Here is a 25,107-nt window from a genome sequence, read left to right on the forward strand (position 1 = left end):
TTTTAAATGGCTAATGACAATTTTTTAAATGATCCATTCGGATCAGATATGAACAATATTTTTAATAATATGATGGGCAATATGAATGGTTATAATTCTGAAAACCGCCGTTATCTTATTAATGGACAAGAAGTGTCGCCTGAGCAATTTGCACAATATCGTCAAAGTGGGCAATTACCTCAAGGTCAGCAAGCGTCAATCAATGGGAATAACGCTGGTCGACAGGTAGCCCAAACGCAGGGACAACCTAAGCAGGAAGGCATATTAGCTAAGTTAGGCCGTAATTTAACACAAGAAGCACGTGATGGCTTGCTTGATCCAGTAATTGGCCGTAATAAGGAAATTCAAGAGACTGCAGAAATTCTGGGCCGTCGTACGAAGAACAATCCTGTATTAGTGGGTGACGCTGGTGTTGGTAAAACGGCTGTCGTTGAAGGCCTCGCACAAGCAATTGTAACGGGGGATGTACCTGCTGCAATTAAAGATAAGGAAATTTACTCGATTGATATTTCAAGTTTAGAAGCAGGGACGCAATTCCGCGGTGCCTTTGAAGAAAATATTCAAAACCTGATGAAGGAGGTTAAATCAGCAGGCAATGTTATCTTATTCTTTGATGAAATTCATCAAATTTTAGGTGCCGGTTCTACTGGTGGTGAAGATGGTGGCAAAGGCTTGGCCGATATTATTAAGCCAGCCTTGAGTCGCGGTGAAATTTCGTTAATTGGTGCGACAACTCAAGATGAATATCGTAACACAATTATGAAAAATGCTGCTTTGGCTCGTCGATTTAATGAGGTCACAGTTAACGCACCATCTGCGCAAGATACATTATTAATTTTAAAAGGCATTGCGACATTATATGAAACGCATCATCATGTTTCTCTACCTGAAGATGTATTGAAAGCCGCTGTTGATTACGCGGTGCAATACATTCCGCAACGTTCGCTACCTGACAAGGCGATTGATTTGTTAGATATGACAGCAGCTCATTTGAGTGCTAAAAATCCAGTAACAGATAAAGTCAGTTTAGAAAAGCAATTACATGATACCAAAGAAAAACAGGAGAAAGCTGTTGCAGAAGAAGATTTTGAAGCTGCATTAAAATATAAGAATACAATTGCTAAATTAGAACAGAAAATTGACGGCGCAGATGAAGCGACAAAAGTTGTTGCCACTGCAAATGATGTGGCAGAATCTGTCGAACGTTTAACGGGTATTCCAGTAGCACAAATGGGTGCTTCTGATATTGAGCGTTTGAAGACAATCGGTGATCGTTTGGCTGGCAAGGTTATCGGACAAGAAGACGCAGTTAACATGGTTGCACGTGCAATTCGTCGTAATCGTGCTGGATTTGATGAGGGCAATCGACCAATTGGTAGTTTCTTATTTGTTGGTCCAACAGGTGTGGGTAAGACCGAGTTAGCTAAGCAACTCGCATTAGATATGTTTGGTAGTAAAGACAATATTGTACGGTTAGATATGTCAGAATATTCAGACTTGACAGCAGTATCAAAGCTAATTGGTACGACTGCTGGTTATGTTGGATATGACGATAATAGCAACACGTTGACAGAAAAAGTACGTCGTAATCCTTACTCAATTGTCTTACTTGATGAAATTGAAAAGGCAAATCCACAAATTTTGACCTTGTTGTTACAAGTGATGGATGATGGTCGTTTGACTGATGGACAGGGCAATGTTGTTAACTTCAAAAATACAGTGATTATTGCAACTTCCAATGCTGGTTTTTCCGATAAAAGTGATGGAGAACTCATGGCGCGTTTGGCACCTTACTTCCGTCCAGAGTTCTTAAACCGTTTTAATGGCGTGATTGAGTTCTCAACTTTGAGCAAAGATGATCTCAAGCAAATTGTTGATTTAATGTTAGCTGATGTGAATGAGACTTTGGCTAAAAAAGAGTTGACTTTGCAGGTTTCAGACGCCGTCAAAAATCACTTGATTGAAGATGGTTACGATGAAGCAATGGGTGCACGACCACTCCGTCGTGTCATTGAGCAACAAATACGTGATCAAGTCACCGATTTTTACCTAGATAATCCGGGTGCGAAGGAACTAATTGCAGACTTAATTGACGGGCAAGTTGTGATATCAGCTATTGTTCAGAAATAATATTGTGTCAAAAAACGGTTAGCAGTAACATGCTAGCCGTTTTTTAGTGTCTGATTATTGTCATTTTCAAAAAACAATTCAAATAACGATGATATTCAAAAAATCTTGTCTAGACTAGCAATCCTATGTTGCGTTGCCAAGGGCTTTACTTGTCTATACATTTGGGTAAAAATGCCAGTTTAATTAGTTGTAAGCGCTTACAGATGATGTTATATTTAACTTGTAAACAGCGATAGAGGAGAATTTGTGATGAATAAATATCAGATCATCCATGATGAATTGCTAAAAAAGATTAATGATGGGAAATATCCAGAAGATGCAAAATTACCTAGTGATTTTGCCTTAATGAATCGCTATCATGTTGCTCGTGAGACGTCGCGAAAGGCTGTTGCAATGTTAGTTGATGAAGGATATGTCATGCGAATTAAAGGTCGTGGGACATTTGTTATTAACCAAAATCGTTATTCATTTCCGATTTCGCATGTTGAAAGTTATCGTGAATTAGCAGCACGCTTAAATCTCAACGAGCGGACACAACTGGATGCTATTTCAGATAAAGACGTGCCATTGGTTTTTGATAATGATGGGCAATTACCCTTACCGGCAACGGAAATTGTGCGTATTCGTTATTTGGATAACGAGCCCGTCATTATTGACCGGGACTATGTTTTAAAAGATGTTGTCCCAGAAATTAAAAGTTTATCAACGTCATTGTCATTATTTGAATTATTTGAGCAAAAGTTAGGTTTAGTGATTAGTTATGCAAAAAAGACAATTACGATTGAAACCGCCAATACATTGGATAGGCAGTTAATGTCATTGACAGAACCAATGTCAATTGTTGTGATTCGTTCAGAAACATTTCTGAATGATGGGAGAATTATCTCATTTACTGAATCTCGTCATCGTGGCGATCGATTTAAGAGTGTTGAATTTTCTAGACGCCATTAGGATGACGTTTAAAAATGGTTATGTATAGGAGAAAAGAAATGGCACAAACAAAAATTTTGGCGCCGCTTGCCGGCAGACTTATTCCACTAATAGAAGTTGATGATCCAATTTTTAGCAAGCAGACGATGGGTGAGGGATTTGGGCTCATACCAACGGGTCATGATATTGTTGCCCCAGTGACTGGTGAAGTTATTGCCCTACAAGGACACGCATTTGGTTTGCATAATTCAGATGGCTTAGATGTGTTGACACATATTGGCCTTGAAACAGTCAGCCTTGATGGCAAACCATTTTCATGGACAATCAAAAAAGGCGATCATGTACGTGCTGGCGATAAAGTTGGGTCTGTTGATTTGACTCAAATTACTGCTGCTAAGTTATCTACAACCACCATGGTGGTTGTCACAAACACGGCTGAGAGGTTAGAAAAGTTAGAAGTCATCGGTTATCAACCAGTAACAGCTGGTGAAATGGTTGCTAATGCGACGATTAAACAAGAAGTAACCGAAACAACTAAAATGAGTAGCGCAAAAAAAGGACCTGATAATCAATATGAGGAACTTGCTACTGATATTATTGCTGGTGTTGGTGGTGCACAAAATGTAGATAAAGTGATTCACTGTATTACGCGATTGCGTTTTTATTTGAAAGATCATAACGCTGCTGATAATCATGCTATTGAAAGCTTAGATGGTATAGCGGGTGTGAATTATGCTGATTCATTAGGACAATATCAAGTTGTTATTGGTCCAGCTGTGGCTGATGTTTACGATGAGGTAGTTGCCCAGTTAGGTGATAGCGTTGTTGATGATGAAGCAACAAATCAAGCAGTTGCTGAAACAGCAGGCAACAATGCTTCTAAAAATCCAATCGTACATGCGTTTCAGGCAATTATTGGCACAATTACGGGTTCAATGATGCCAATAATTGGCTTGCTTGCTGCTGGTGGTATGTTAAATGGTTTCTTGAGTTTAGTATCGAATCAAGCATCATTTCCGGCTATTTATTTTATTGATCCAGCGTCAAGTACGTTTACAATTTTGCAATCAATGGCAATGGCACCGTTTTATTTTCTACCAATTCTAGTTGGTTTTTCAGCGGCACAACAACTTAAAAGTGATCCATTTGTTGTGGCAGCCATTGGTGCATTTCTTGTTAAACCAGAATTTATTAGTTTAACAAATGCTCATGTTGTCAATAATGAGCTTGCACAGCCTGGTAAAATTATGGGAACATTATTTGGGGTTAGTTTGAATTCGAGTTTCTTCGGCTTGCCAATTAATATTCCAAGTTATGCCTATTCAATTTTTCCAATTATTTTTGCCGCGTGGCTAGCACGCCCAGTTGGTAATTGGCTTAAAAAGAAGTTGCCCTTAGTCTTACGATCAATTTTCCAACCGTTACTAACATTAGTAATTGTGGCTTCTGTAGTGTTGATTTTTGTCGGACCTGCAATCACGTTAGCATCGCAAGGTATTTCTACTGTGATTAACTGGTTACTCCATTTGAATTATCCATTGTCTGGTTTGATTATTGGTGGTTTGTACCAAGCACTTGTCATATTTGGTTTGCATTGGATGGTTGTGCCATTGATTGCTAACGAAATTGCACAAACAGGACATTCAACGTTGAACGCTATTGTTAATTTTACAATGATTGCGCAAGGTGCTGGTGCGCTAGCTGTCTGGGCAAAAACAAAAATTCCTTCACTTAAAGGGCTTGCCGGCGCTGGCTTCTTATCAGCAATGGCTGGTATTACCGAGCCTGCTATGTATGGTATTAACTTAAAGTATGGTCGTGTGTTCTGGATGGCTAATATTGGTGGTGCTGTTGGTGGCTTGATTGCAGGACTGTTTAACTTGAATATGTATGGTTTCACTGGTTCATTAATTGGTTTCCCATCGTTTGCTGTACCAAAAGGACAGGTAGGCGCTGGCAATAATATGTTGATCTTCTGGATTGCGTCGGCCGCAACAATTATCGTGTCGTTTGCAATGGTTTACTTCTTCGGATTTAAAGATTCAGATGTGAATGCAATAAAAACCGTTGAGAAGAAAAATGCCTTTAAAGATGCTGTTGGTAAATAAGCTGTTAACATTTAAGGAGGAAACATGACAGAAAATACTTGGTCGTTAACTTATGATGATGTCGTTACTGGCGTAAAAAACTATGGTCGTGAAAGTTTACTTAGTTTAGGAAATGGTTTTCTTGGTTGGCGTGGCTCACTTGTTACAAACACTTATGATGACGATTTTTATCCTGGGTTATATGCAGCTGGTGTCTTTAATCAAACGTCAACACCAGTTGCTGGACGCGCTGTTATTAATGAAGATTTAGTTAACTTACCAAACGTGCAATTGATGACTGTATCAGTTGCTGGTAAATCTTTAGTGATTAACAATGAAACGATGACGACTTTGGCACGACGACTTGATTTTAAAACCGGCACATTAGTTGATCAATACTGTATTTTGGCAGATGATAACCCAGCGCATTTTGTTGATATTGAAACTACCAAAATTGTTGACCCGATAAATTGGCATTGTTTGGCTTTGAAATTTAAAGTGACACCTAGTTATGATGTTGATTTGACAATTGATGCCAAAATTGATGGTAGTATTGAAAATAAAAACGTTGCGCGTTATCGAGATTTTGATTCGAAAGAATTTATGATTCAATCAATAACTAACACAACTTTAACAACACGTACACGGACAACTGACGTAACAGTAGCTGTGGCATCGCGATCAAATGGCGAAAATGTGCAATCAAAAACAACTCAGATAACAGATGACAGTATTATTGATCATTATGTCACTCAGGGCCAAGCGGGAAAAGCAGTAACCATCACACGTGTGATGGCACTAGCAACTGATTTGGAAACAAAAACAGATGCCACATTATTCGTTCAGAATGCCATTAATCAGACAACATTTTCAAAAATTGAACAAAATAGTCATGACTATTGGCATGAAGTATGGCAGACAAAAGATATTCAAATTACTGGCGATGATGCGATGCAAAAATTAGTTAGAATGGGTATTTTTCATTTGAATCAAATGGGGAATAGACACGCTAATCCAGAGTTAGATGTGTCTGTTGGTTCTCGAGGATTAACTGGGGAAGGTTATCGTGGCCATATTTTCTGGGATGAACTGTTTGCGTTACCCTATTATTCAGCAAACGAACCAATTGTGGCACGATCAATTTTGAAATATCGCACCAATCGCTTGGCAGTAGCTGAAAAAAATGCTTTGTCTGAAAATGAGATTGGTGCAATGTATCCTTGGCAATCTGGGATGTATGGGGATGAACAAAGCCAGTTAATTCATTTAAATACAGTTGATAATACTTGGATTGCTGATAATTCTCGCCTGCAACGTCACGTGTCTTTGGCAATAGCCTATAACATGTGGGCATACCAGAAAATGACAGGTAAGCTAGATCATCTGGATAATAATGGGTTAGAAATGCTCATACAAATCGCTAGATTTTGGATTAACAAGGCGCAATTAGCAGGCGATCGATTTATTATTGCTGGTGTGATGGGGCCAAATGAGTTTCACGAAGAAATTCCTGGTGCGCATAAGGGTGGTTTACTTAACAATGCCTATACAAATATTATGTTAGTGTGGTTATTGAATTATTTGCATGACTTATCACAAAATCTAGCTAGCAATTTTAGTCAGGTCGCTAAGCAAGTTGGGTATACTGAAGAAGAACAAAAAAAGGCAGAGATGATGCGTCATCTCTTGAAATTGTCAATTAACAGTGATGGTATTGTTGAACAATATGAAGGTTTCTTTCAATTGAAACAGTTAGATTTTGCTGCTTATAAAACTAAATATGGCGACATTCATCGTATTGATCGACTTTTAAAAGCAGAGGGAAAATCACCAGATGATTATCAAGTCATTAAACAAGCTGATTTCTTGATGTTAATTTATAATTTAGGTGCTACGCATACTCGTGAGTTGATTATGCAATTGGGATATCAATTACCAGCTGATTGGTTAGCTAAAAATACGGCCTATTATTTAGCACGGACAACACATGGTTCAACAACATCGCGACCAGTATTTGCAGGTATTTATGTTGAACTTGCACGGCAGGGGAATACAATATTTGAAACACAAGCTTATGACTTTTTAACTGATGCAATTGGTTCAGATTATTATGATATACAAGGCGGTACAACAGCTGAAGGTGTTCATATGGGCGTGATGGGTGAGACACTAGCAGTCATTCAAAACGACTATGCTGGTGTGGATATGCTACATGGTACATTTACATTAAATCCACGGCTGCCTAAACAATGGTCAAAACTAAGTTTCACACAGCAATATCAAGGGACAAAGTTAACCATTGAAATGACAGCTAAAGAAGTGACAATTGTTAGTGATCGTGATATTAACATTGTGGTTGCTGGACAAACAGTTGAACTTATCGGCCAACAAGAGAGAAAGGTAGTTTACAATGGTTGAATTTTCAGACATTAAAGGCTTTACGTTTGATTTAGATGGTGTCATTACTGATACGGCTAAGTTTCATGAGCAAGCATGGCATGATTTAGCAACGCAAATAGGTGTTACTTGGTCTGATGATCTGGGTAGCCAATTGAAGGGCATTAGCCGTATGGATTCTTTAAATATGATTTTGTCAGCTGGGGGACAGCAAAACAAGTATAGTGATGATGAAAAATTAACGTTCACTGCACAAAAGAATACCCATTATGTTGAACTCATTCAAGGCATTACACCAGCAGACATTTTACCAGGAGTAACCGCGTTTTTGTCAGAACTTAAGTCTGGTGGCTATATTGCAAGTATTGCAAGTGCTTCTAAAAACGCACCGAAAATCCTTGAAAAGTTAGGCATTACCGATAACTTTGTCGGAATTGTTGATCCAGCAACCTTATCACATGGTAAGCCTGATCCAGAAATATTTACTAAAGCTGGCGATATTTTAAAGCTAGATCCAAACCAAATTATAGGGTTGGAGGACGCTAGTGCAGGAGTAGAAGCCATTAAAGCCTCAGGGCAGACAGCTTTAGGAATTGGCTTAGCTGCTAAATCTGCATCTCCGCAGTTATGGGTAGCAAGTACAGCAGAAATTTCGTTGGCAAATATTGCTGCTGGTATGCGAAATAATCTATAAATGCAATGTAATTATGAGAAAATAAATCAATTATAAGTTTGGTACTAGACGCTATTATGTGGCGTTTAGTACTTTTTTTATTGGTATCAGTTTGTTGATAAAAAAATAGTATGTTTAAAAAATTCAGGATAATTGTATATGAAGCTAAAAATTAAAAAGTTGTAGTGACATAAGTTACATAAGTTACTTTACTTTCTTTTTGTTAACTATTTCACATAATAAAGATATTATAGTTATTGGAAAGTACAATAAATTTATTGGAGGCTTTAAAAATGGACTTTTTCAATGCGTTGGAGAGGACGTTCACTAATGTTAATATTGTGAGCGCGATCACATCTACGGTGTTTATTATTTTAATTGGTTATGCTATGCGCAAACGGGGGATTTTTACAGATACATTTGCTAAAACGTTGACCAAAGTTGTATTAAGTGTTGCGTTACCTGCATTAGCGTTTACATCTTTCATGCAACCAATCGATCCTAAAACGTTGAGTCAGAGTACGAATGTTTTAATTTGGGGAATCATCATGTATATTGTTTTGATTTTTGTAATGAACCCATTTTTTGCTATGTACAAAACAAAGGGTGATCGACAAATGACCTTAAAAGTGTTATCTATTTTTGGATCAACAACTTTTTTTGGTTTACCTATTGTTGGTGCTGTATGGGGGGCCAAAGGTATACTCTATGGCTCAATATTTAATATAGGTTATCGTATTTTTCTTTACTCATACGCTTACATTAAAATGTCGGGGCTCAAAATGGAGGCATCAAATATTAAAAAAATGTTTCTTAACCCTATTGTGATTGCAACCTTTGCGGGTCTTATATTGTGGTTAGTACAAGGATTTGTACCAACAGTTGCGGTAACTGATTTAGCTGGTAAAATGCAAAATGTCGCTTTCTATAGAATTGATTTAACAGCAATGTGGTTAATGAAACCGTTAACCTATCTATCTGGATTGGCATCGCCATTAGCTTGGTTAGCAATTGGATCAACATTAGGTTCAATTTCATTTGCACAAGCCTTTTCAGATAAAACATCTTGGTATTATACATTGATTAAAATTATTGTGGTACCCATCATTAATATTATTTTACTTACGATCCTATCAATGACGCATATTTTGCCAGTTGATCAGACGGCATTGTCTGTTATTGTGATTATGATGGCAACACCACCAGCCACAGTGGCAGTTTCTTATGCCATTAGTTTTGATCGAGAAGCGTTGTTAGCATCAAACACATCTTTGTTGGCAACTCTAGGTGCTGTTGTTATGACACCGGTTTGGATTGTTGTGCTAAATATTATTGCGCATACTGGCTTATTTAATTAGTCAAAAGGGGATAAATATGTTTAAAATAACAGCTTATGGCGTTCGAAAAAACGAAATTGATTATTTTAAAAAATTAAATATTTTTGACTATGAATTAAATTTAATTGCTGATAATTTAAAAAAATCAAATATTACTACTGCAAAAGGGTCTGATGGTGTTTTATTACGTGCCAATAATGATGGTTCTGAACCAATATTACGTCAGTTACGTGCATGGGGTATTAAGTATGTGTTTACACGAACGATTGGTTATGATCATATTGATTTAAAGGCTGCGGAATCATTAGGAATTACTGTTGCACGCGTGCCGTCATATTCACCATATGCAGTAGCTGATTTAGCGATGAATTTAGGTATTACACTCGTGAGGCGCACTGCTATAGCAACATCACGCGCAGCACTGGCCGATTTTAAAGTTGAACCTGATTTGTTTGGGCGAGAAATTCACGATTTAACAATCGGTATTATGGGTACTGGTCATATTGGTTTAGCTGAGGCTAAGTTGTATAAAGGTATGGGAGCTAGAGTTATAGGATATGACATTTATCATTCGGATGCTGCTGAATCAGTTTTGGAGTTTGTGTCACAAGAAGAATTACTAGCTATGTCAGATGTGGTTAGTTTACACATACCACATTTTCCAGGGAAAAATGATCATTTCTTTGGTAGTAAATTAATTGGTCAAATGAAACGAGGAGCTATTTTAATCAATACATCACGCGCAGAAATAACAGATCAATCAGCAATTATCACTGCAATAAAAACGGGTCAACTTGGTGGATTTGGTGCTGATGTGATTTTACGTGAAAAAGAAATATTCGGACAGCAATTTGATGATAATCATCTTTTAAATGATAAGGAAGTAATGGCATTACTTGATTTATATCCTAAAGTACTGTTAACGCCACATATTGGATCATATACTGAAGAAGCGTTGACAGATATGATTAACATTAGTTATCAAAATTTTAATGATATGTTAATCAAGGGATCAACAACTAATGCTGTAGTCACAATGTCATAATTAATGAGTGTAAAGAGGATTTAGAACGTCTAAATCTTTTTTGTGTTATATTCAAGATAATACATAAATGTGGGGAATTTGAAGTGAAACAAATAAAGAATATACCATTATATGTAATAATTATCGGAATTGTTGTCATGGCAACGGTAATTTCGTTAGGAACGACAGGTATATTATTACAGCAAGTTATTGAAAAAAATGAGCGAGAAAACATTAATTTACGGCTAAAAAGTACTGCTCAAATGGCTGCCTTAGAGCCTATAATTATTCGCGGTTTGTCATTAAACGCGTCTCAAAGTGATAAAAATGCTGTACAAAATTATGCGCAACGATTGGCAAACACAGCTAATATTGATTTTGTTGTTGTAGTCAACGATGATTTGTATCGATTATCCCATCCAAATGAGAAGCAAATTGGCAAAAAATTTAGCTCACCACAAGATGCACGTCAGACTTTACAGGGAAAAGCACATTTTTCGACCAAAGTTGGCGTGTTGGGATTGGGTTATCGTTATTTCGAGCCGGTTTATGATACAAATCATAGTATTATTGGTCTTGTCAGCGTTGGTCTGACGGAGGATACGATTGCAAGATCTATAAAAACGGCAAGACGGCCAATATTTGTTGGTTTAATTGTCGGATTGCTAATTGGTATTGCTGGGGCAGTTTTTTTAGCTAAACGAGTAAAGAAAATACTATTAAATATGGAACCTCATGTTATTGCAAAAAAATTAGTTGAAAAAAATACGATTGAAAACAGTATGATGGAAGGTTTACTGGCAGTAGATGATCAGCAAAATATTATTGCAAAAAATATGACCGCTGATCAATTATTACCTGGAATAGGAGATATTGGGGATCATTTACCAATTGAAATTTTTCAAACATTTTTTGCAAGATCAGAAAAAGATAGTGACACGAAACGTGTGCTGTTTCAAACACGCGCCTATCTATATTCTGTGGCACAATTAGTTAGTCCAGCAGTCGGATCACTTTTATTATTTCGTGATATTACAGATTTCAAAGAAATTGTAGAGGAATTAGATGGAACAAAACAGTATGCACAGGCTCTAAGAGCGCAAACGCATGAATTTATGAATAAACTGCAAGCCATTACAGGATTGATTGAATTAAAAAAATACGATGAAGTGATTACATTAATACCACAGTTAACGAGTGATTATCAACAGAATATTGGGTATATCATGGCGCGTGTTAAAATGCCGGTTATTGCTGGTTTTTTAATTGGTAAAATGAATTACGCACAGGAACATGATATTATATTAAATATCAGTGAATCGTCTTATTTACCTAAGCTGGCTATTTTGAGAAGAGAAGTAACAAATATCATTAAAATATTAGGCAATATTATCGATAATGCAGTGGACGCACTATCTGATAGCAATAACTATCAGAAAAAAATTGATGTATTGTTACGATATGATGATGAGGGGCAGACACTTATTATTACTATTGAGGATAATGGTAGTGGTATAGCATCTAATCAGCTTGTAGAGATTTTAACTATTGGCTTTTCGACGAAAGGTCATGGACGAGGCTTTGGATTAACTACAGTTAATGCCATTATTATGGATCATCATGGTGTTTTTGATATACAATCAACATTGACTATCGGCACTAAAGTTTATATCGAATATCCGCTCAGAAATGCGAGGCCTATGTAAATGTCGTATAGTGTTTTAATAATTGAAGATGATCCGATGGTAGCCGATATTATTAGTCAATTTTTGAATCGCGTAACTACTACTTTATTTGAACCGATAATAATTGTAGGATGTCTAGAAGATGCTAAGTTACAGATGACTATGACAACGATAGATTTATTATTGGTTGATGTATATTTGCCTGATGGTAAAGGAACCGATTTTTTGACTGAACTACGAAAAAAACATAATTCAGTAGCTACGATTATGATTACAGCCGCAGATGATCGGGAAACTGTTAGACAGGCAATGACCAATGGTGTTGTCGATTATTTGATTAAGCCATTCCAAATGAAGCGGTTTAATCAAGCCATTCAAAAATTTATAATGTTAGAAAAAATAGCTTTGGGTAAAGAAAAATTATCCCAACAAGATATTAATGAGTATTTTCAGGGTGAATCACAATTGAAAAACTTGGATATGAAATTACCAAAGGGGATTTCTGACGCAACCCTTAAATTAATTATTACGACAATTTCTACTTTTTCCGAATCATTTTCTAATCACATGCTTTCACAAAGCGTGGCACTATCACGTGTAACAACTAAAAAATATTTAGATTATTTAGTTGAAAATGATTTGCTAAAGGTAAAAACAACATATCTTGAAGTGGGAAGACCATTAACACAGTACACAGTAAATCATTTGAAAAGTGATAAATTACAGCATTTAATGCCATGAGTTATTTAAAATTTGTATAAAAGTAATACCTATTGACATGATATAATAAGAACATTAAATTTAGAGGGTAACTTAATAATGATTATTCAGCATGCCATTTTACATATTTTAGACACAAATACTGGTAACTTAATCGCTTCCCAAGGCGAAATGTCAATAACTGACATAGGGGTGCATGATTATATCGAAAAACTTGTTAATAATATATATGCTAGTGATGTTAAGACTGGCACAATAACTGGAAACGATTATTTACAAACGCTATTAGCAGAAAAAGATTTTCCAGAGATGACCACAAAATTAGCGATGAAATTGTTTGAAGTCGTTACAGGTAGTGAAGGTATTCAGGCAGGAGATTTGTTAAGTTTTCAGGCAACGACCGATGATGGGCCAATTTTTGGTATGATAAAATTAAATTTTTCACCGCGGTACGCACATTCGGTCACGTATAATGAGGACCAAATGGTTAACAACCTTGTGCTAAATCAAGCTGTTTTACCTGCAGCAACACAAACCGTAGATGAAGCTATTTTGATTAATATGATGACGAATAACTATCATTTAATTGAAAAAAAGCATCTCATTGATGGTCATCGCGTGGCATATTTTTCGGAAAAATTTTTAAATATCATACCTAATGTTTCAATTAAAGAAAATTTGCAGACTATTAAACGAACAGTCAAAAACGTGGCTGAAAAGTATGATAATTTACCAGAACATGAAGTACTTGCTTCAACACAGGCAGTAATTTATGAAGCGCTAGAAGCAGGCAGCATTGATACTGATATGATTGCTGAAAAAGTTTTTTCTGATAATGAACCGGCAAAATTATTATATAGAGAACAAATTTCAAAAAAAATAACGGATAAAGAGATACCAGTAGAAAATACCCAAAAATATGAGAAAAAATACCGTGTTCAAAAATTTAAGTTAGATTCAGGTATTGAAATTTCTATTCCGATGGCTATTTATCAAGACAAAACTAAGGTTGAGTTTGTTAATCAGTCCAATGGGACAACATCTTTAATTATTAAAGACATTGAAACTGTATTGAATAAGTTTATGGTTTAACTGATATAATTAAACATAACAATGTGATGAAAGGAATACAGTGAAAATATGCCATATAAAGATTCATATGTCGCTAAAATACGTCAATTTGTTGGTCATGATTTTGAACTCGTTATGCCAACAACTGACGTTGTGATTGAAAATAAAAAAGGCGAGTTATTGATGATATATAACCGTGATTTTGCCGGATGGGCATTTCCAGGTGGTTATATTGAACCTGAGATGGCATGGCAGGAAAACGCAGCGCGCGAAGTACTTGAAGAAGCGGGCATACATGCGAATCCTGATAAACTAGCGTTGATGGGGACAATATCTGGCCGGAATTTTGTGGCACATTACCCCAATGGCGATGTTGCTAAACTCTATACGAATGTTTTTCTACTCAATGATTGGCTTTCTGAAGACAATACCGTGGACGAAACAGAAATAGATGCTAAAAAATGGCTATCACCTCAAACAATTGATCACATACACCTCACTTTTTCGGGTCAAGCGGTTTATCGGATGTACCGTCAGTATAAAAAAACAAACAGTGTGCAAGTGCTGACGCTCAACAATGAATTACAACGATTTTTAGATGCACAAAATGGTGAAATAGTAGGGGTTAACACTTTTGAAGATGCACTAAATGAACTTGAAAATGGTCAAAAACAAACGCACTGGATGTGGTTTGTTTTACCACAACTTAGTGACTTAGGAAAAAGTGAACGGGCGATGTACTATGGTATTCATGGGCAGCAAGAGGCACAAGCTTATCTGAATGATGTCACATTAAAGGATCGTTTGGAAAAAATTATTACCACAACCCTTGCTTTAGAGACCAATGATCCAATTACGCTATTTGGCGCAGTTGATGCTGAAAAATTTCAAGCGAATTTGACGTTGTTTAGTCAAATTAGTGATACTAAGCTGTATCAAAAGGCGCTAGATAAATACTTTAACGGTCAAAAACATGCAAAAACATTAGCGTTATTGCAGTAAAAAATCATGTCATATTATGACATGATTTTTTTCATTAGACACCGGTATAGCCCGGTGCTAGCTTATTAACAGGGGGCGTAAATTCACGCATTGCTTCAGCTAGATGAACGAAATTTGTTACCAGATGATGATTTGGCGCTTGAGTACCGTTTTTGTCGGCTAAATCAGCAATCCAACCGTTGATATAGTCAACTTCTGTGGGACGACCCTTAACGAAATCTTGGTACATTGACGGGAAATGCAATGGATTGGATACGTTGGATACATAATCAACTTGAGCAACCATGTCGTCACGTGTTTCAATCAATGTTACACCAGCTGCCTCGGCAGCATCATAAGCTTCATTAATTAGCGGACGTGCGATACCTTCTAAAAAGCCATCATAAGCCATCAATTGACCCATACGTGATTGAAACATCGTAGCAATAGAGTTTTCAACGGCATTAAAGAATACTTTGGTTAATAAAGTACCCATGAAATTTTCTGTATAAGAAGGATTTAAATGAGCAGCTTTAAAATCAGTTTGTAATGCAGTCATTGTTTCCGAAGGCTTCTCAGTAAGATTGGCATAGACAGACGAACCAGCACCTTCATCACCCATAAAGTCAACATCACCAAAATCATTTAATATTGTAGCAATCATGGCTGTACCGCCAATAATATGGTCGTCATCAAAATATTTTTGTAACTTTTCGATATGACCCATACCATTCATCGCGCCCAAAGCAGTTTGACCAGATTTGAATTTAGATGCTAAACGATCTAAGGTATCTTGTAATTGCATTTGTTTCATAAAGAATATCCAAACATCTGGCGTACCTTCATATGATTCTGGCGAGAAAATATTAATTTTTATTTCGTGACGGTCTTGATGATCACGTGATTTCCATACTTTTTTACCTTGAGTAATTATTTTATCAAGACTAGCTTGTGTTGGTTCAACAAAATCTACATGAACACCTGCATTTTCTTGAAGTAATATGCCATATCGTAACCCCATAGCGCCCGCGCCAACTACTGCATATTTCATATATCGAATCCTCCTTTTTGGTTATTAATGATATAATTCTAATCTTTTTCACATTGTAAGTCAACTTAAATCTAATTTATTTAACTGGGAAGTTATTGTGATATACCGTATAATATATTTTATAAGTTGTAAGTAAAGGAAGTTTGATATGTCTAAAGAAATTTATTTAACAGGTGACCGTCCAACAGGTAAGCTACATATTGGTCATTATATTGGGTCATTAAAGAATCGTGTACAAATGCAAAATTCAGGTCAATTCGATCCATTTGTGATGATTGCGGATACACAAGCTTTTACAGATAATGCGAGAAATCCAGAAAAAATTCATCAATCGTTAACTGAAGTCGCCTTAGACTATTTGGCTGTTGGTATTGATCCGACAAAAACAACTATATTTGTCCAATCACAAATCAAAGGTTTATTTGAATTAACAGAGTACTTTATGAATTTGGTGTCTGTTGCTAGGCTGCAACGTAATCCAACTGTGAAAGCCGAAATTTCACAAAAAGGTTTTGGGGAAGGCATTCCAGCGGGATTTTTAACTTACCCAGTATCACAAGCAGCTGACATTGCTATTTTTCGTGCAACAAAAGTGCCGGTTGGGGATGATCAAGAACCAATGTTAGAACAGACACGTGAATTAGTACGTTCATTTAATAATGCTTATCATTCTGATGTTTTGGTTGAACCGGTTGGTGTGTTTCCACCAAAGGGGCAAGGTCGTTTACCAGGTATTGATGGTAATGCAAAAATGTCTAAATCACTAGGTAATGGCATTTATATTTCAGATGATACGGACATTATGGCCAAAAAAGTAAAATCTATGTATACCGACCCACTGCATATTAATATTTCTGATCCAGGGCATGTTGAAGGGAATATAGTGTTTACTTATTTAGATATTTTTGACACTGATAAGCAGCGCGTACAGGATTTAAAAGATCAGTACACAGCTGGCGGTTTAGGAGATATGAAACTCAAAAAGCATTTAATTGAGGTGATGGAGGCTGAAATGGCACCTATTCGAGCACGCCGTCAAGAGTATGAACAAGATATACCAGCCGTTTTGCGTATGTTACAAGAAGGTTCTAATCGCGCCAATGTGATTGCCGAAGAAACAATGAAAGATGTTCGTCATGCAATGGGCATAGATTATTTTGGATAGTATTCACTATTAAAAATAGCACACAACGAGTTTTTCGTTGTGTGCTATTTTTTAAATTAATTCGTGATTATTGTGTATGAAGTGACGTTATTTATATCACTCACCATCATTCGTACTTGATGCCGTACTGTTATCTCCAAGTGGCCGTAAAGATGTGGCAATTGTTGATAATTCAGCAGGTATTTCACCACCATATGGTCGGCCGGTTTGTTCATGTTTTAAGCCCAAAGCCTTACGCATGAAATTAGTTGTACGTTGTTTTTCTTTTTGAGGAATAACTTCATATGATACGTTATTACCCTCAGAGTCAGGGTAACTTGTACTAACACCTTGCATATGTTCGGTAACAATATTATTTTTAGCCTTGATATATTTGCTAGCCATGGTTGTCATATCGCCAAAAGTTAAATCAGTGCGAACATTACTTGAAATAGTTGACATGAACTTTTCGTTTAATAATGTTGAGACATTGGCAGATTTCTTAATTAAACCTTCTAAGACGATACGTTGACGTTTTTGACGGCCGTAATCACCTTCAGGATCATCATAACGCATGCGAGAAAAGGCCAACGCAGCGTCACCATTCATCTTTGTTTTTGATTTAGACCAAGTTTGGCCATTATCATCAGAATGTTCAAATTTATTACTGTTTTTATGGAATCTGTAAAGATTCGGACCATAATCATGTGCAGTTTCTTGACTATATGTAAAATCAATTGGTGAATCAACTGAAATACCACCAACTTGATCAACCATATTGGCTAAACCACCCATATTAACTAACGCATAAAAATCAATTGGAATATTTAGAAATGCTTCTATGGTTTTGATTGAAGTTGCTGTTGAGCCATAGGCATAAGCTGCATTAAGTTTTTGAGGAAAAGTATCTTCATACCCAACAATGGATACCATTGCGTCACGAGGTAAAGAAACCATGGTTGTTTGTTTTGTTTTTGGGTTGATTAGAAGCAGCATCATTGAATCTGTGCGGCCACGATAGGTACGTCCAAGTTCACCAGTGTCTGTACCATATAATAAGATTGAAATAGGACGGCCACTTTTAACCACGTTAGAGACATTACGAGATTTAGTCAAACCAGCGCCCGCATACGACTTGTCAACAACACCTTTTGTGCTATGGATTGTGCGCCATGTAAAGAAGCTACCAACGATGAGTAGTATTGCAATTAAAAAAAGAATACTATTACGCAATTTATGACTGGGACTTTGATGACGATTTACACGTGAGTTTGGTTTAGGTTCCATGATGGAAGCTCTCCTGATAGTTAGTATTGCGCAATTTCATGACTAGAAAGGTCTAGTCTGCTAATTAAATATGATATATTACTATGGTACTAGACAGAGATAAAGACAATATTAAATTATAACAAAAATTAACAATTTTAAAAGACAACATTGTATATAATGGTACAATTATCGTGGTAAATAAACAAGAGAGTTAATAAAATGTTAATACAGCCCGATAAACTAAGAAAATTACTAATAGTGGTCTTCAGTGCATTATTTTTACTATTAGCCATCCAAATCAGATTTAATATGTTATTTATGCATGTTATCGATAATGGTGCTTCTTTGGTCATTCAAAATTTAATACCACACAGCCTACAGTATTGGATCAGTTTTGGTGGCTTATTCACTCACTATTGGATTTTGGTGCCTGCAATGGCGCTGGTATCTAGTTCACTTTATTTTATGAATTATAAAATTGCTATGTGGTGGTTTATTGTGACACAGGTATTGGCAATGATACTAGCGTTAACGATATCAGTTATTCTGAAAATTCATTGGTTGTCAGGGCCAAAACTTGGACCAACTATACCTAATATACTGTTAGTGTTGTGGTTACAAATATTAGCAATTGCCGCCGTGATTATTATGCCACGCCTTGTTAAAAATCGACGAATACGCCAGGCAGTAACTATAGTTACTATTATGCTTTGGTTGCTGATGTTAATGGCTTGCATACAACGTAATGACATGCCATTTTCAAGTGGTTTGGGATCATTATTTTTTGGTTATTTTTGGTGGCAGTTAAGTGAACAACAATATCGAAAACGTGCAAAACATTGGCGACACGTACTAGAAATTGACACTTTAATTTAAAAATGATATGATATTCAGGTTATCAAAGAGGTTGCAGCCAACATGAGTCACGTGAATGAGTCCGCCAAGGATGTTGAATTGACGTAAAAGGGACGGTTGCCGAAACATGATTTTTGGCAGAATCATGTTGGGCTGACAATTAATAGTTGTTAGACTGTCACGTAATGTGATGTGCTTTGAAAAGTTGATTAAACAATGACTTTTTGAACCTCTTTCTATGTAGTTAGAAAGGGGCTTTTTATTTGCCCCAACTAGGGAGATTTTTATGAGTGAGCAACAAGGTGGTATGAAACGTAATTTGAAAACACGTCACGTTTCTATGATAGCTTTAGGCGGTTCAATTGGCACAGGTTTGTTTGTTGCTTCTGGGGCAACAGTGGCTCAAGCAGGACCATTTGGTGCAATTGTGGCCTACATGGCTATTGGGGTCATGGTTTATTTTTTGATGACAAGTTTGGGCGAAATGGCAACTTATGCGCCAACATCAGGTTCTTTTTCTGATTATGCTGGTAAGTACGTTGATCCGGCATTAGGTTTTGCTATGGGATGGAATTACTGGTTTAATTGGGCAATTACATTAGCTGTTGATATTGTAGCCGTTGGATTGGTATCGAAATTTTGGTTTCCTAATACACCAGGTTGGATTTTTTCAGCGGTTGCCTTGGTATTCATCTTTTTGATTAATTTGTTTTCAGTAGGCGCATTTGGTGAAGCAGAATTCTGGCTATCAATGATTAAAGTGATCACAATCATCGCTTTTCTTATTGTTGGATTAGCCACCATTTTTGGTGTTATTCATTCTGATGTGAACGTCATGAAAAATTTATCTGTTGGTAATCATGGTTTTGTTGGTGGCCCACAGGCTATCTTGTCAGTTTTCGTAGTTGCTGGTTTTTCATTTCAAGGTACAGAATTAATTGGTATTACTGCTGGTGAAGCAGAGAATCCTGATCAATCAGTACCAAAGGCAATTAATCAAGTATTTTGGCGTATTTTATTGTTCTATATTTTAGCAATTTTTGTTATTTCAGCACTAGTTTATTATCGCGATCCGCGCTTGTTGAGCTCTTCTACAGAAAACATTGCTGTATCACCATTTACAATTGTGTTTAAAAATGCAGGCATTGCATTTGCTGCCAGTTTAATGAACGCAGTGATTTTAACGTCGATTGTTTCATCAGCAAATTCTGGTTCTTACGCGTCAACCCGTATGCTTTACGCTATGGCACGTAAAGGAGAGGCACCTAAAATATTTGCTAAGTTATCAAAGCGTGGTGTACCGGTTGCAGCATTGATTTTAACAACTATTATTGGCTTGTTAGCTTTTATTTCTAATACTAAAGGCGGTTCGGTGGCTTATACTTGGCTAGTTAATGCGTCAGGTTTGACAGGGTTTATCGCTTGGGTTGGTATTGCAATTTCGCATTATCGTTTTCGACGCGCTTATATTGCTCAAGGTAAAAAATTGAGTGATCTTAAATATAAAGCTAAATGGTTTCCTTTTGGTCCAATATTTGCTTTGATTATTTCGATTGGTGTGATTGTTGGTCAAGATCCTGCAAGTTTCACGCATTTAAATTGGGAAAAAATAGGGGTGACATACCTATCAGTCCCACTGTTTATTATTTTGTTTGTGGCCTATAAAATTCGCTATAAAACAAAAAAAATCAAATTGGAAGATGTTGATTTGACACAACATCGATAAAAAATAGTATAAATGGTGTATGAGTTAAAAAAACTTATATACTTTTTTATTAGAAATTAAATAAAAAATTACAGGATAAGTTACAAAAAGCACGAACTTATTGATATAATAAAATCACGATATTATCTAGCAATAGTGCTTTGAAAATTGCGCTTAAAAAATGTGATAATAAACAAGAGGGAACAATAAATACCATGAGTCCAATATTTATGTTGAGCATCAATATACTTGCTGTTTACTTTGTTTTTTGGTTGATTAGGCCGATAAATTTTGCCAAATTTATGCCATATACACCGACACAGGCGACGTTTTTTAAAGTTGTCATGGCAATTGTTTGTGGCTATTTGTTAGCGAGCTTTTTTATCTCGATGACCAACTGGATACTAGCAATGCCAAGCGCAGTATTTGGAAAGTAGTCTAAATGCATCTTATAATTATGGTATAATTGATTAGATTATACAGACAAGTCGGCGCGTACGTGCCCAGTTATGAAAATAATAAATTTGGAGATTAAACATGGCAAAAGATATTGGCATTGATTTGGGAACAGCTAACGTTCTCATTTATGTAGAAGGCAAGGGTATTGTATTAAATGAGCCATCAGTAGTGGCAGTTGATGACAAGTCAGATCGTGTGTTAGCTGTTGGTTCAGAAGCCTATCGTATGGTGGGTCGTACACCAGGAAATATTCGTGCCGTACGGCCTTTAAAAGATGGCGTTATTTCGGACTTTGATGTGACAGAAGCGATGCTGACATATTTTGTGGATAAACTCAATGTGAAAGGCTTTATGTCAAAACCAAACATTATGATTTGTGCACCAACTAACATTACTGAAATTGAACGTAAGGCCATTATTCAAGCTGCTGAAAAAGCTGGTGGTGCGAAAGTATATTTGGAATACGAACCAAAAGTAGCAGCAGTTGGTGCAGGATTAGATATTTTTAAGCCAATTGGATCAATGGTTATTGATATGGGTGGTGGCACATCTGATATTGCTGTTTTGTCATTAGGGGATATTGTTGTTTCTGAGTCAATCCGTTTGGCTGGAGACAAAATGAACTTTGATATTGTTTCATACTTAAAAAAGCATCACAATTTGATTGTTGGTGAACGTACAGCAGAAACAATTAAAATTCAAATTGGTTCTGCGCTTCCTGTTGATGAACCTTTGACGATGGAAGTTCGTGGCCGTGATAATTTCGAGGGCATGCCAAAAACGATTACAATTCATTCTAATGAAGTGGAAGAAGCATTGCATGATACACTACAACAAATTGTTCGCGCAGCACATTCAGTTTTGTCAAAGCTCCCGCCTGAATTAGCAGCAGATATCATTGATCGTGGCATTATGCTAACAGGTGGTGGTGCACTTCTTCATGGCATGGATCAATTGTTGGCTGATGCATTGGAAGTACCAGTCGTTGTTTCTGATTCACCACTTGATAATGTTGCCAAAGGTGCAGGCGCCTTGCTTGAACATATGAAATCAAATCGTAAAGGGTTATAAAATGCGTAAGAAGAATCAAAATTTTAGTGTAGACCTTACTGTTGTGGCAGATCAAACACAAGTGATGATCGATAATAAACAAGTTGGTTATATCGAAAAGGCAGAACGTGGGTTTGTAGGCTATTTTGGACAACAAGCAGTCATCAACCAAGCTAAAACACAAGATGAAGCGCTACAAGCTATTTTAGCTAGTTTTAACTTATATCAGTAATATAATGACAGAAGCCCTTATCGTATTTATGATGAGGGCTTGTACATAGACGAGGAACATCGACATGCAGCGTACGCCATCAAGACAAATGAGTAGTCGTACATCCGGTTCAGAACTAGACTGGGGTATTATTTTAGCGCTATTATTATTTATGATTATTGGATTAAGCTCTGTTTTTCAAGCGGCACTTCATTCCCAATATGGAACCATGCAAATGGCTTTAAAAACGACTATTGTGCAAGGTGTTTTTTGGATAATTGGCACATTAATTATTTTATTCTTATTACGTTTTGATGCTTCTCAACTTTGGCGCTTGGCACCAATAGCTTATGGATTAGGTATATTTTTGCTAGTTGCTGTTTTAATTTTATATGATAGGCAGATGGCAAATTTAACAGGAGCTAAATCTTGGTTTGTTCTCGGGCCTATTTCATTTCAACCATCTGAAGTTGTTAAACCAGCGTTTATTTTGATGTTGAGTCGTGTTGTCGCACAGCATAATCGATTGTATGAACATCACACCACAAGATCAGACGGGTTGCTATTAGGAAAAATGGCACTTTGGTTTTTGCCAATTGCGGTGTTAATTGCCTTGCAAAATGATTTAGGAACGTTGTTAGTATTTATTGCTATATTTGGTGGCGTTGCTTTGGTTTCTGGCATCACGTGGCGAATCTTAGCGCCCGTAATTGCTATCGTAGCAACAATAGGTGTGACGTTATTAGCGTTAGTAACCTCAGCGCCTGGGAAAACGATTCTTGATGCATTAGGATTTAAATTATACCAATTTGATCGCATTCAAACTTGGTTGCATCCGGATCAAGACACCTCAGCATCAGGGTATCAGACATTTCAAAGTTTAAAGGCAATTGGATCTGGACAACTTACTGGCAATGGCTTTGGCAATTTAAAAGTTTATGTGCCTGTTCGAGAATCTGATATGATTTTTTCGGTTATTGGTGAGAGTTTTGGCTTTATTGGTGGGACAATATTAATTGCTTTATATTTTGGTTTGATTTATCGGCTGATTCGAGCCACATTTAAAGCACAAAACGCTTTTTATGCTTATATTGCAACTGGTGTTGTCATGATGGTTTTGTTCCACGTTTTTGAAAATATTGGTATGAGTATTGGTTTACTACCGTTAACTGGTATTCCATTACCATTTATATCTCAAGGTGGTTCGTCGTTACTAGGTAATTTAATTGGAGTTGGCTTAATTTTGACAATTGGTTATCAGCAACAAAATGATACGTTTAAAGAAGCAACAGGGTTTTCAATTTAATGGATGAATTAACAGAAATAAAGAAAAAATTTAGAGGCTTACGTCAACAAACACGCAAAGGGGACTTATTTCAATCACTAGGCCCGATAATATCAGAAAATTTAAGAGCATTACCATCTCAGGGCTTTACGCCAGTTGTCTTACCTGAAAATGGCGAACATGCGTTGGAACGTTTTCAAACCTATGATCACCAATTAGATCATCGGAATGATGATATATTAAATAACATAAAAGTACCGCCAATTTTGGATGAAGACATACAATTAGCTATCTCACAACTAGCTAATCCATCACCCAAATATCGTGACACAGGCGCTTTTTTGTTTCTAAGTGATATAATACAGAATGAGTTAATTTCTGAAAATCAACTCCGTTGGCTAACACAAAGTCTTGTATCGGATGAACAATTGTTTTCACATATTTTAGAGCCAGAAAATGATGGTATCTATGGCCGATCGTTTAGCATACTAGTGTTGTCATTATTGCTCTTTACGCAGCGAACTAAAACACACTTTATGTCTGCAGATCAATTAGATCTTGTTATTAACCAAATTGCTTTATATGTTGCTCTTGAACGTGATACACGAGGATTTATTGGTACAAACGGTTGGGCACATGCATTCACGCATAGTGGAAATGTGTTGGCTGAATTGTTCATGATGCCAGAAATTATGCGTGCCGATAAATTATTTTTGTTGGCCAGTATATTGGCAGGCTACCGTGAACTGAAGCAACCATTAATGATGGGCGAAACTGAGCGGTTAGTTGAAGTTATCATGTATGCTGCTAATGCTCATGAACTGTATGCTGATTATGTTCTGTTAACATTGAAATTATGGCGAAAAGATCTGGTCACACAGCGCGGTTTAAAAACGGAAGCACAATGGCATCAATTATATAACAGGTCACGTTTTTTTCACGAAATTATTTTGCGTGGTTCACAAAACGTACCCAAAAAATTATATGATTATGCTGAACAAACAAAAGATTACTTAACTTAAAAGGTTATGTTTAGCAATATT

21 protein-coding genes and 1 riboswitch are annotated in these 25,107 nt (G+C 36.5%); of the genes, 19 read left to right on the forward strand and 2 right to left on the reverse strand.

The window, feature by feature from the left end:
• Positions 1 to 6 precede the first annotated feature (6 nt).
• From K5Q14_RS04400 to K5Q14_RS04450, 11 genes are all read left to right on the forward strand, one after another.
• Entirely contained in the window at positions 7 to 2,130 is a 2,124-nt protein-coding gene (locus K5Q14_RS04400) for an AAA family ATPase (RefSeq protein ID WP_220734610.1), read from the forward strand.
• 249 nt (positions 2,131 to 2,379) lie between these two features.
• Positions 2,380 to 3,081: a trehalose operon repressor gene (gene treR / locus K5Q14_RS04405; protein ID WP_220734611.1), complete on the forward strand. Its 702-nt coding sequence runs from the start codon at positions 2,380 to 2,382 to the stop codon at positions 3,079 to 3,081.
• 38 nt (positions 3,082 to 3,119) lie between these two features.
• Entirely contained in the window at positions 3,120 to 5,168 is a 2,049-nt protein-coding gene (locus K5Q14_RS04410) for a PTS sugar transporter subunit IIABC (RefSeq protein ID WP_220734612.1), read from the forward strand.
• Positions 5,169 to 5,192: 24 nt separating this feature from the next.
• Positions 5,193 to 7,565 carry a glycosyl hydrolase family 65 domain-containing protein gene (locus tag K5Q14_RS04415; protein WP_220734613.1) on the forward strand — a complete coding sequence of 791 codons (2,373 nt, stop codon included), beginning with the start codon at positions 5,193 to 5,195 and terminating at the stop codon, positions 7,563 to 7,565.
• The gene (pgmB, locus tag K5Q14_RS04420; protein WP_220734614.1) at positions 7,558 to 8,238 is read left to right on the forward strand and encodes a beta-phosphoglucomutase; all 681 of its coding nucleotides are present in this window, start codon (positions 7,558 to 7,560) and stop codon (positions 8,236 to 8,238) included. The genes K5Q14_RS04415 and pgmB overlap by 8 nt, the downstream gene beginning before the upstream one ends.
• A 272-nt stretch (positions 8,239 to 8,510) precedes the next feature.
• On the forward strand, positions 8,511 to 9,575 hold the full coding sequence (locus K5Q14_RS04425; protein ID WP_220734615.1) for an AEC family transporter: 1,065 nt from the start codon (positions 8,511 to 8,513) through the stop codon (positions 9,573 to 9,575).
• 16 nt (positions 9,576 to 9,591) lie between these two features.
• Positions 9,592 to 10,599 carry an NAD(P)-dependent oxidoreductase gene (locus K5Q14_RS04430; RefSeq protein WP_220734616.1) on the forward strand — a complete coding sequence of 336 codons (1,008 nt, stop codon included), beginning with the start codon at positions 9,592 to 9,594 and terminating at the stop codon, positions 10,597 to 10,599.
• An 83-nt stretch (positions 10,600 to 10,682) separates the two neighbouring features.
• Entirely contained in the window at positions 10,683 to 12,284 is a 1,602-nt protein-coding gene (locus K5Q14_RS04435) for an ATP-binding protein (protein WP_246587560.1), read from the forward strand.
• Positions 12,285 to 13,004 carry a response regulator gene (locus K5Q14_RS04440; protein ID WP_220734617.1) on the forward strand — a complete coding sequence of 240 codons (720 nt, stop codon included), beginning with the start codon at positions 12,285 to 12,287 and terminating at the stop codon, positions 13,002 to 13,004.
• Between the two features lie 78 nt (positions 13,005 to 13,082).
• Positions 13,083 to 14,075, forward strand: coding sequence for a nucleoid-associated protein (locus tag K5Q14_RS04445; RefSeq protein WP_220734618.1), 993 nt, complete (start codon positions 13,083 to 13,085; stop codon positions 14,073 to 14,075).
• 48 nt (positions 14,076 to 14,123) lie between these two features.
• Positions 14,124 to 15,056, forward strand: coding sequence for a DUF1810 family protein (locus K5Q14_RS04450; protein ID WP_220734619.1), 933 nt, complete (start codon positions 14,124 to 14,126; stop codon positions 15,054 to 15,056).
• A 34-nt stretch (positions 15,057 to 15,090) separates the two neighbouring features.
• Here K5Q14_RS04450 and K5Q14_RS04455 read toward each other — a convergent pair whose 3' ends face one another.
• The gene (locus K5Q14_RS04455) at positions 15,091 to 16,086 is read right to left on the reverse strand and encodes a ketopantoate reductase family protein (protein ID WP_220734620.1); all 996 of its coding nucleotides are present in this window, start codon (positions 16,084 to 16,086) and stop codon (positions 15,091 to 15,093) included.
• A gap of 148 nt (positions 16,087 to 16,234) precedes the next feature.
• Between K5Q14_RS04455 and trpS the strand changes: the two genes are divergently transcribed.
• Complete coding sequence (trpS, locus tag K5Q14_RS04460; RefSeq protein ID WP_220734621.1) at positions 16,235 to 17,251, forward strand: tryptophan--tRNA ligase; 1,017 nt, start codon at positions 16,235 to 16,237, stop codon at positions 17,249 to 17,251.
• A 96-nt stretch (positions 17,252 to 17,347) separates the two neighbouring features.
• Here trpS and K5Q14_RS04465 read toward each other — a convergent pair whose 3' ends face one another.
• On the reverse strand, positions 17,348 to 18,517 hold the full coding sequence (locus K5Q14_RS04465) for an LCP family protein (protein WP_220734622.1): 1,170 nt from the start codon (positions 18,515 to 18,517) through the stop codon (positions 17,348 to 17,350).
• Between the two features lie 201 nt (positions 18,518 to 18,718).
• Here K5Q14_RS04465 and K5Q14_RS04470 point away from each other — a divergent pair, with 201 nt between their 5' ends.
• The 7 genes from K5Q14_RS04470 to K5Q14_RS04500 all read left to right on the forward strand — a co-directional run bounded on the left by K5Q14_RS04470 (position 18,719) and on the right by K5Q14_RS04500 (position 25,086).
• A complete protein-coding gene (locus K5Q14_RS04470) occupies positions 18,719 to 19,375 on the forward strand; it encodes a phospholipid phosphatase (RefSeq protein WP_220734623.1) in 657 nt (218 codons plus the stop codon).
• Positions 19,376 to 19,392: 17 nt separating this feature from the next.
• A riboswitch (Lysine riboswitch) is annotated at positions 19,393 to 19,560 on the forward strand.
• An 80-nt stretch (positions 19,561 to 19,640) separates the two neighbouring features.
• Entirely contained in the window at positions 19,641 to 21,080 is a 1,440-nt protein-coding gene (locus tag K5Q14_RS04475; RefSeq protein ID WP_220734624.1) for an amino acid permease, read from the forward strand.
• Positions 21,081 to 21,274: 194 nt separating this feature from the next.
• Entirely contained in the window at positions 21,275 to 21,496 is a 222-nt protein-coding gene (locus tag K5Q14_RS04480) for a DUF1146 family protein (RefSeq protein ID WP_220734625.1), read from the forward strand.
• 100 nt (positions 21,497 to 21,596) lie between these two features.
• Positions 21,597 to 22,589: a rod shape-determining protein gene (locus K5Q14_RS04485; protein WP_220734626.1), complete on the forward strand. Its 993-nt coding sequence runs from the start codon at positions 21,597 to 21,599 to the stop codon at positions 22,587 to 22,589.
• A gap of 1 nt (position 22,590) precedes the next feature.
• Positions 22,591 to 22,800, forward strand: a complete 210-nt coding sequence (locus tag K5Q14_RS04490; RefSeq protein ID WP_220734627.1) for a DUF2969 family protein — start codon at positions 22,591 to 22,593, stop codon at positions 22,798 to 22,800.
• A gap of 64 nt (positions 22,801 to 22,864) precedes the next feature.
• Positions 22,865 to 24,085 (forward strand): FtsW/RodA/SpoVE family cell cycle protein, encoded by a 1,221-nt coding sequence (locus K5Q14_RS04495; protein WP_220734628.1) that lies wholly within the window; start codon positions 22,865 to 22,867, stop codon positions 24,083 to 24,085.
• Complete coding sequence (locus K5Q14_RS04500; protein ID WP_220734629.1) at positions 24,085 to 25,086, forward strand: DUF2785 domain-containing protein; 1,002 nt, start codon at positions 24,085 to 24,087, stop codon at positions 25,084 to 25,086. The genes K5Q14_RS04495 and K5Q14_RS04500 overlap by 1 nt, the downstream gene beginning before the upstream one ends.
• Positions 25,087 to 25,107: the final 21 nt, after the last annotated feature.

Source organism: Leuconostoc inhae, from assembly GCF_019656015.1.
In the GTDB taxonomy this organism is placed as follows: domain Bacteria; phylum Bacillota; class Bacilli; order Lactobacillales; family Lactobacillaceae; genus Leuconostoc; species Leuconostoc inhae_A.

Excerpts from the sequence above, each read along its gene's own strand:
- K5Q14_RS04455 (WP_220734620.1), bottom strand. The coding sequence starts at position 16,086 with ATGAAATATGCAGTAGTTGGCGCGGGCGCTATGGGGTTACGATATGGC.
- K5Q14_RS04470 (WP_220734623.1), top strand. The coding sequence starts at position 18,719 with ATGTTAATACAGCCCGATAAACTAAGAAAATTACTAATAGTGGTCTTC.
- K5Q14_RS04500 (WP_220734629.1), top strand. The coding sequence starts at position 24,085 with ATGGATGAATTAACAGAAATAAAGAAAAAATTTAGAGGCTTACGTCAA.
- K5Q14_RS04475 (WP_220734624.1), top strand. The coding sequence starts at position 19,641 with ATGAGTGAGCAACAAGGTGGTATGAAACGTAATTTGAAAACACGTCAC.
- K5Q14_RS04485 (WP_220734626.1), top strand. The coding sequence starts at position 21,597 with ATGGCAAAAGATATTGGCATTGATTTGGGAACAGCTAACGTTCTCATT.
- K5Q14_RS04430 (WP_220734616.1), top strand. The coding sequence starts at position 9,592 with ATGTTTAAAATAACAGCTTATGGCGTTCGAAAAAACGAAATTGATTAT.
- pgmB (WP_220734614.1), top strand. The coding sequence starts at position 7,558 with ATGGTTGAATTTTCAGACATTAAAGGCTTTACGTTTGATTTAGATGGT.
- K5Q14_RS04415 (WP_220734613.1), top strand. The coding sequence starts at position 5,193 with ATGACAGAAAATACTTGGTCGTTAACTTATGATGATGTCGTTACTGGC.
- K5Q14_RS04495 (WP_220734628.1), top strand. The coding sequence starts at position 22,865 with ATGCAGCGTACGCCATCAAGACAAATGAGTAGTCGTACATCCGGTTCA.
- treR (WP_220734611.1), top strand. The coding sequence starts at position 2,380 with ATGAATAAATATCAGATCATCCATGATGAATTGCTAAAAAAGATTAAT.
- K5Q14_RS04480 (WP_220734625.1), top strand. The coding sequence starts at position 21,275 with ATGAGTCCAATATTTATGTTGAGCATCAATATACTTGCTGTTTACTTT.
- K5Q14_RS04450 (WP_220734619.1), top strand. The coding sequence starts at position 14,124 with ATGCCATATAAAGATTCATATGTCGCTAAAATACGTCAATTTGTTGGT.
- K5Q14_RS04490 (WP_220734627.1), top strand. The coding sequence starts at position 22,591 with ATGCGTAAGAAGAATCAAAATTTTAGTGTAGACCTTACTGTTGTGGCA.
- K5Q14_RS04425 (WP_220734615.1), top strand. The coding sequence starts at position 8,511 with ATGGACTTTTTCAATGCGTTGGAGAGGACGTTCACTAATGTTAATATT.
- K5Q14_RS04445 (WP_220734618.1), top strand. The coding sequence starts at position 13,083 with ATGATTATTCAGCATGCCATTTTACATATTTTAGACACAAATACTGGT.
- K5Q14_RS04465 (WP_220734622.1), bottom strand. The coding sequence starts at position 18,517 with ATGGAACCTAAACCAAACTCACGTGTAAATCGTCATCAAAGTCCCAGT.
- K5Q14_RS04440 (WP_220734617.1), top strand. The coding sequence starts at position 12,285 with ATGTCGTATAGTGTTTTAATAATTGAAGATGATCCGATGGTAGCCGAT.
- trpS (WP_220734621.1), top strand. The coding sequence starts at position 16,235 with ATGTCTAAAGAAATTTATTTAACAGGTGACCGTCCAACAGGTAAGCTA.
- K5Q14_RS04400 (WP_220734610.1), top strand. The coding sequence starts at position 7 with ATGGCTAATGACAATTTTTTAAATGATCCATTCGGATCAGATATGAAC.
- K5Q14_RS04410 (WP_220734612.1), top strand. The coding sequence starts at position 3,120 with ATGGCACAAACAAAAATTTTGGCGCCGCTTGCCGGCAGACTTATTCCA.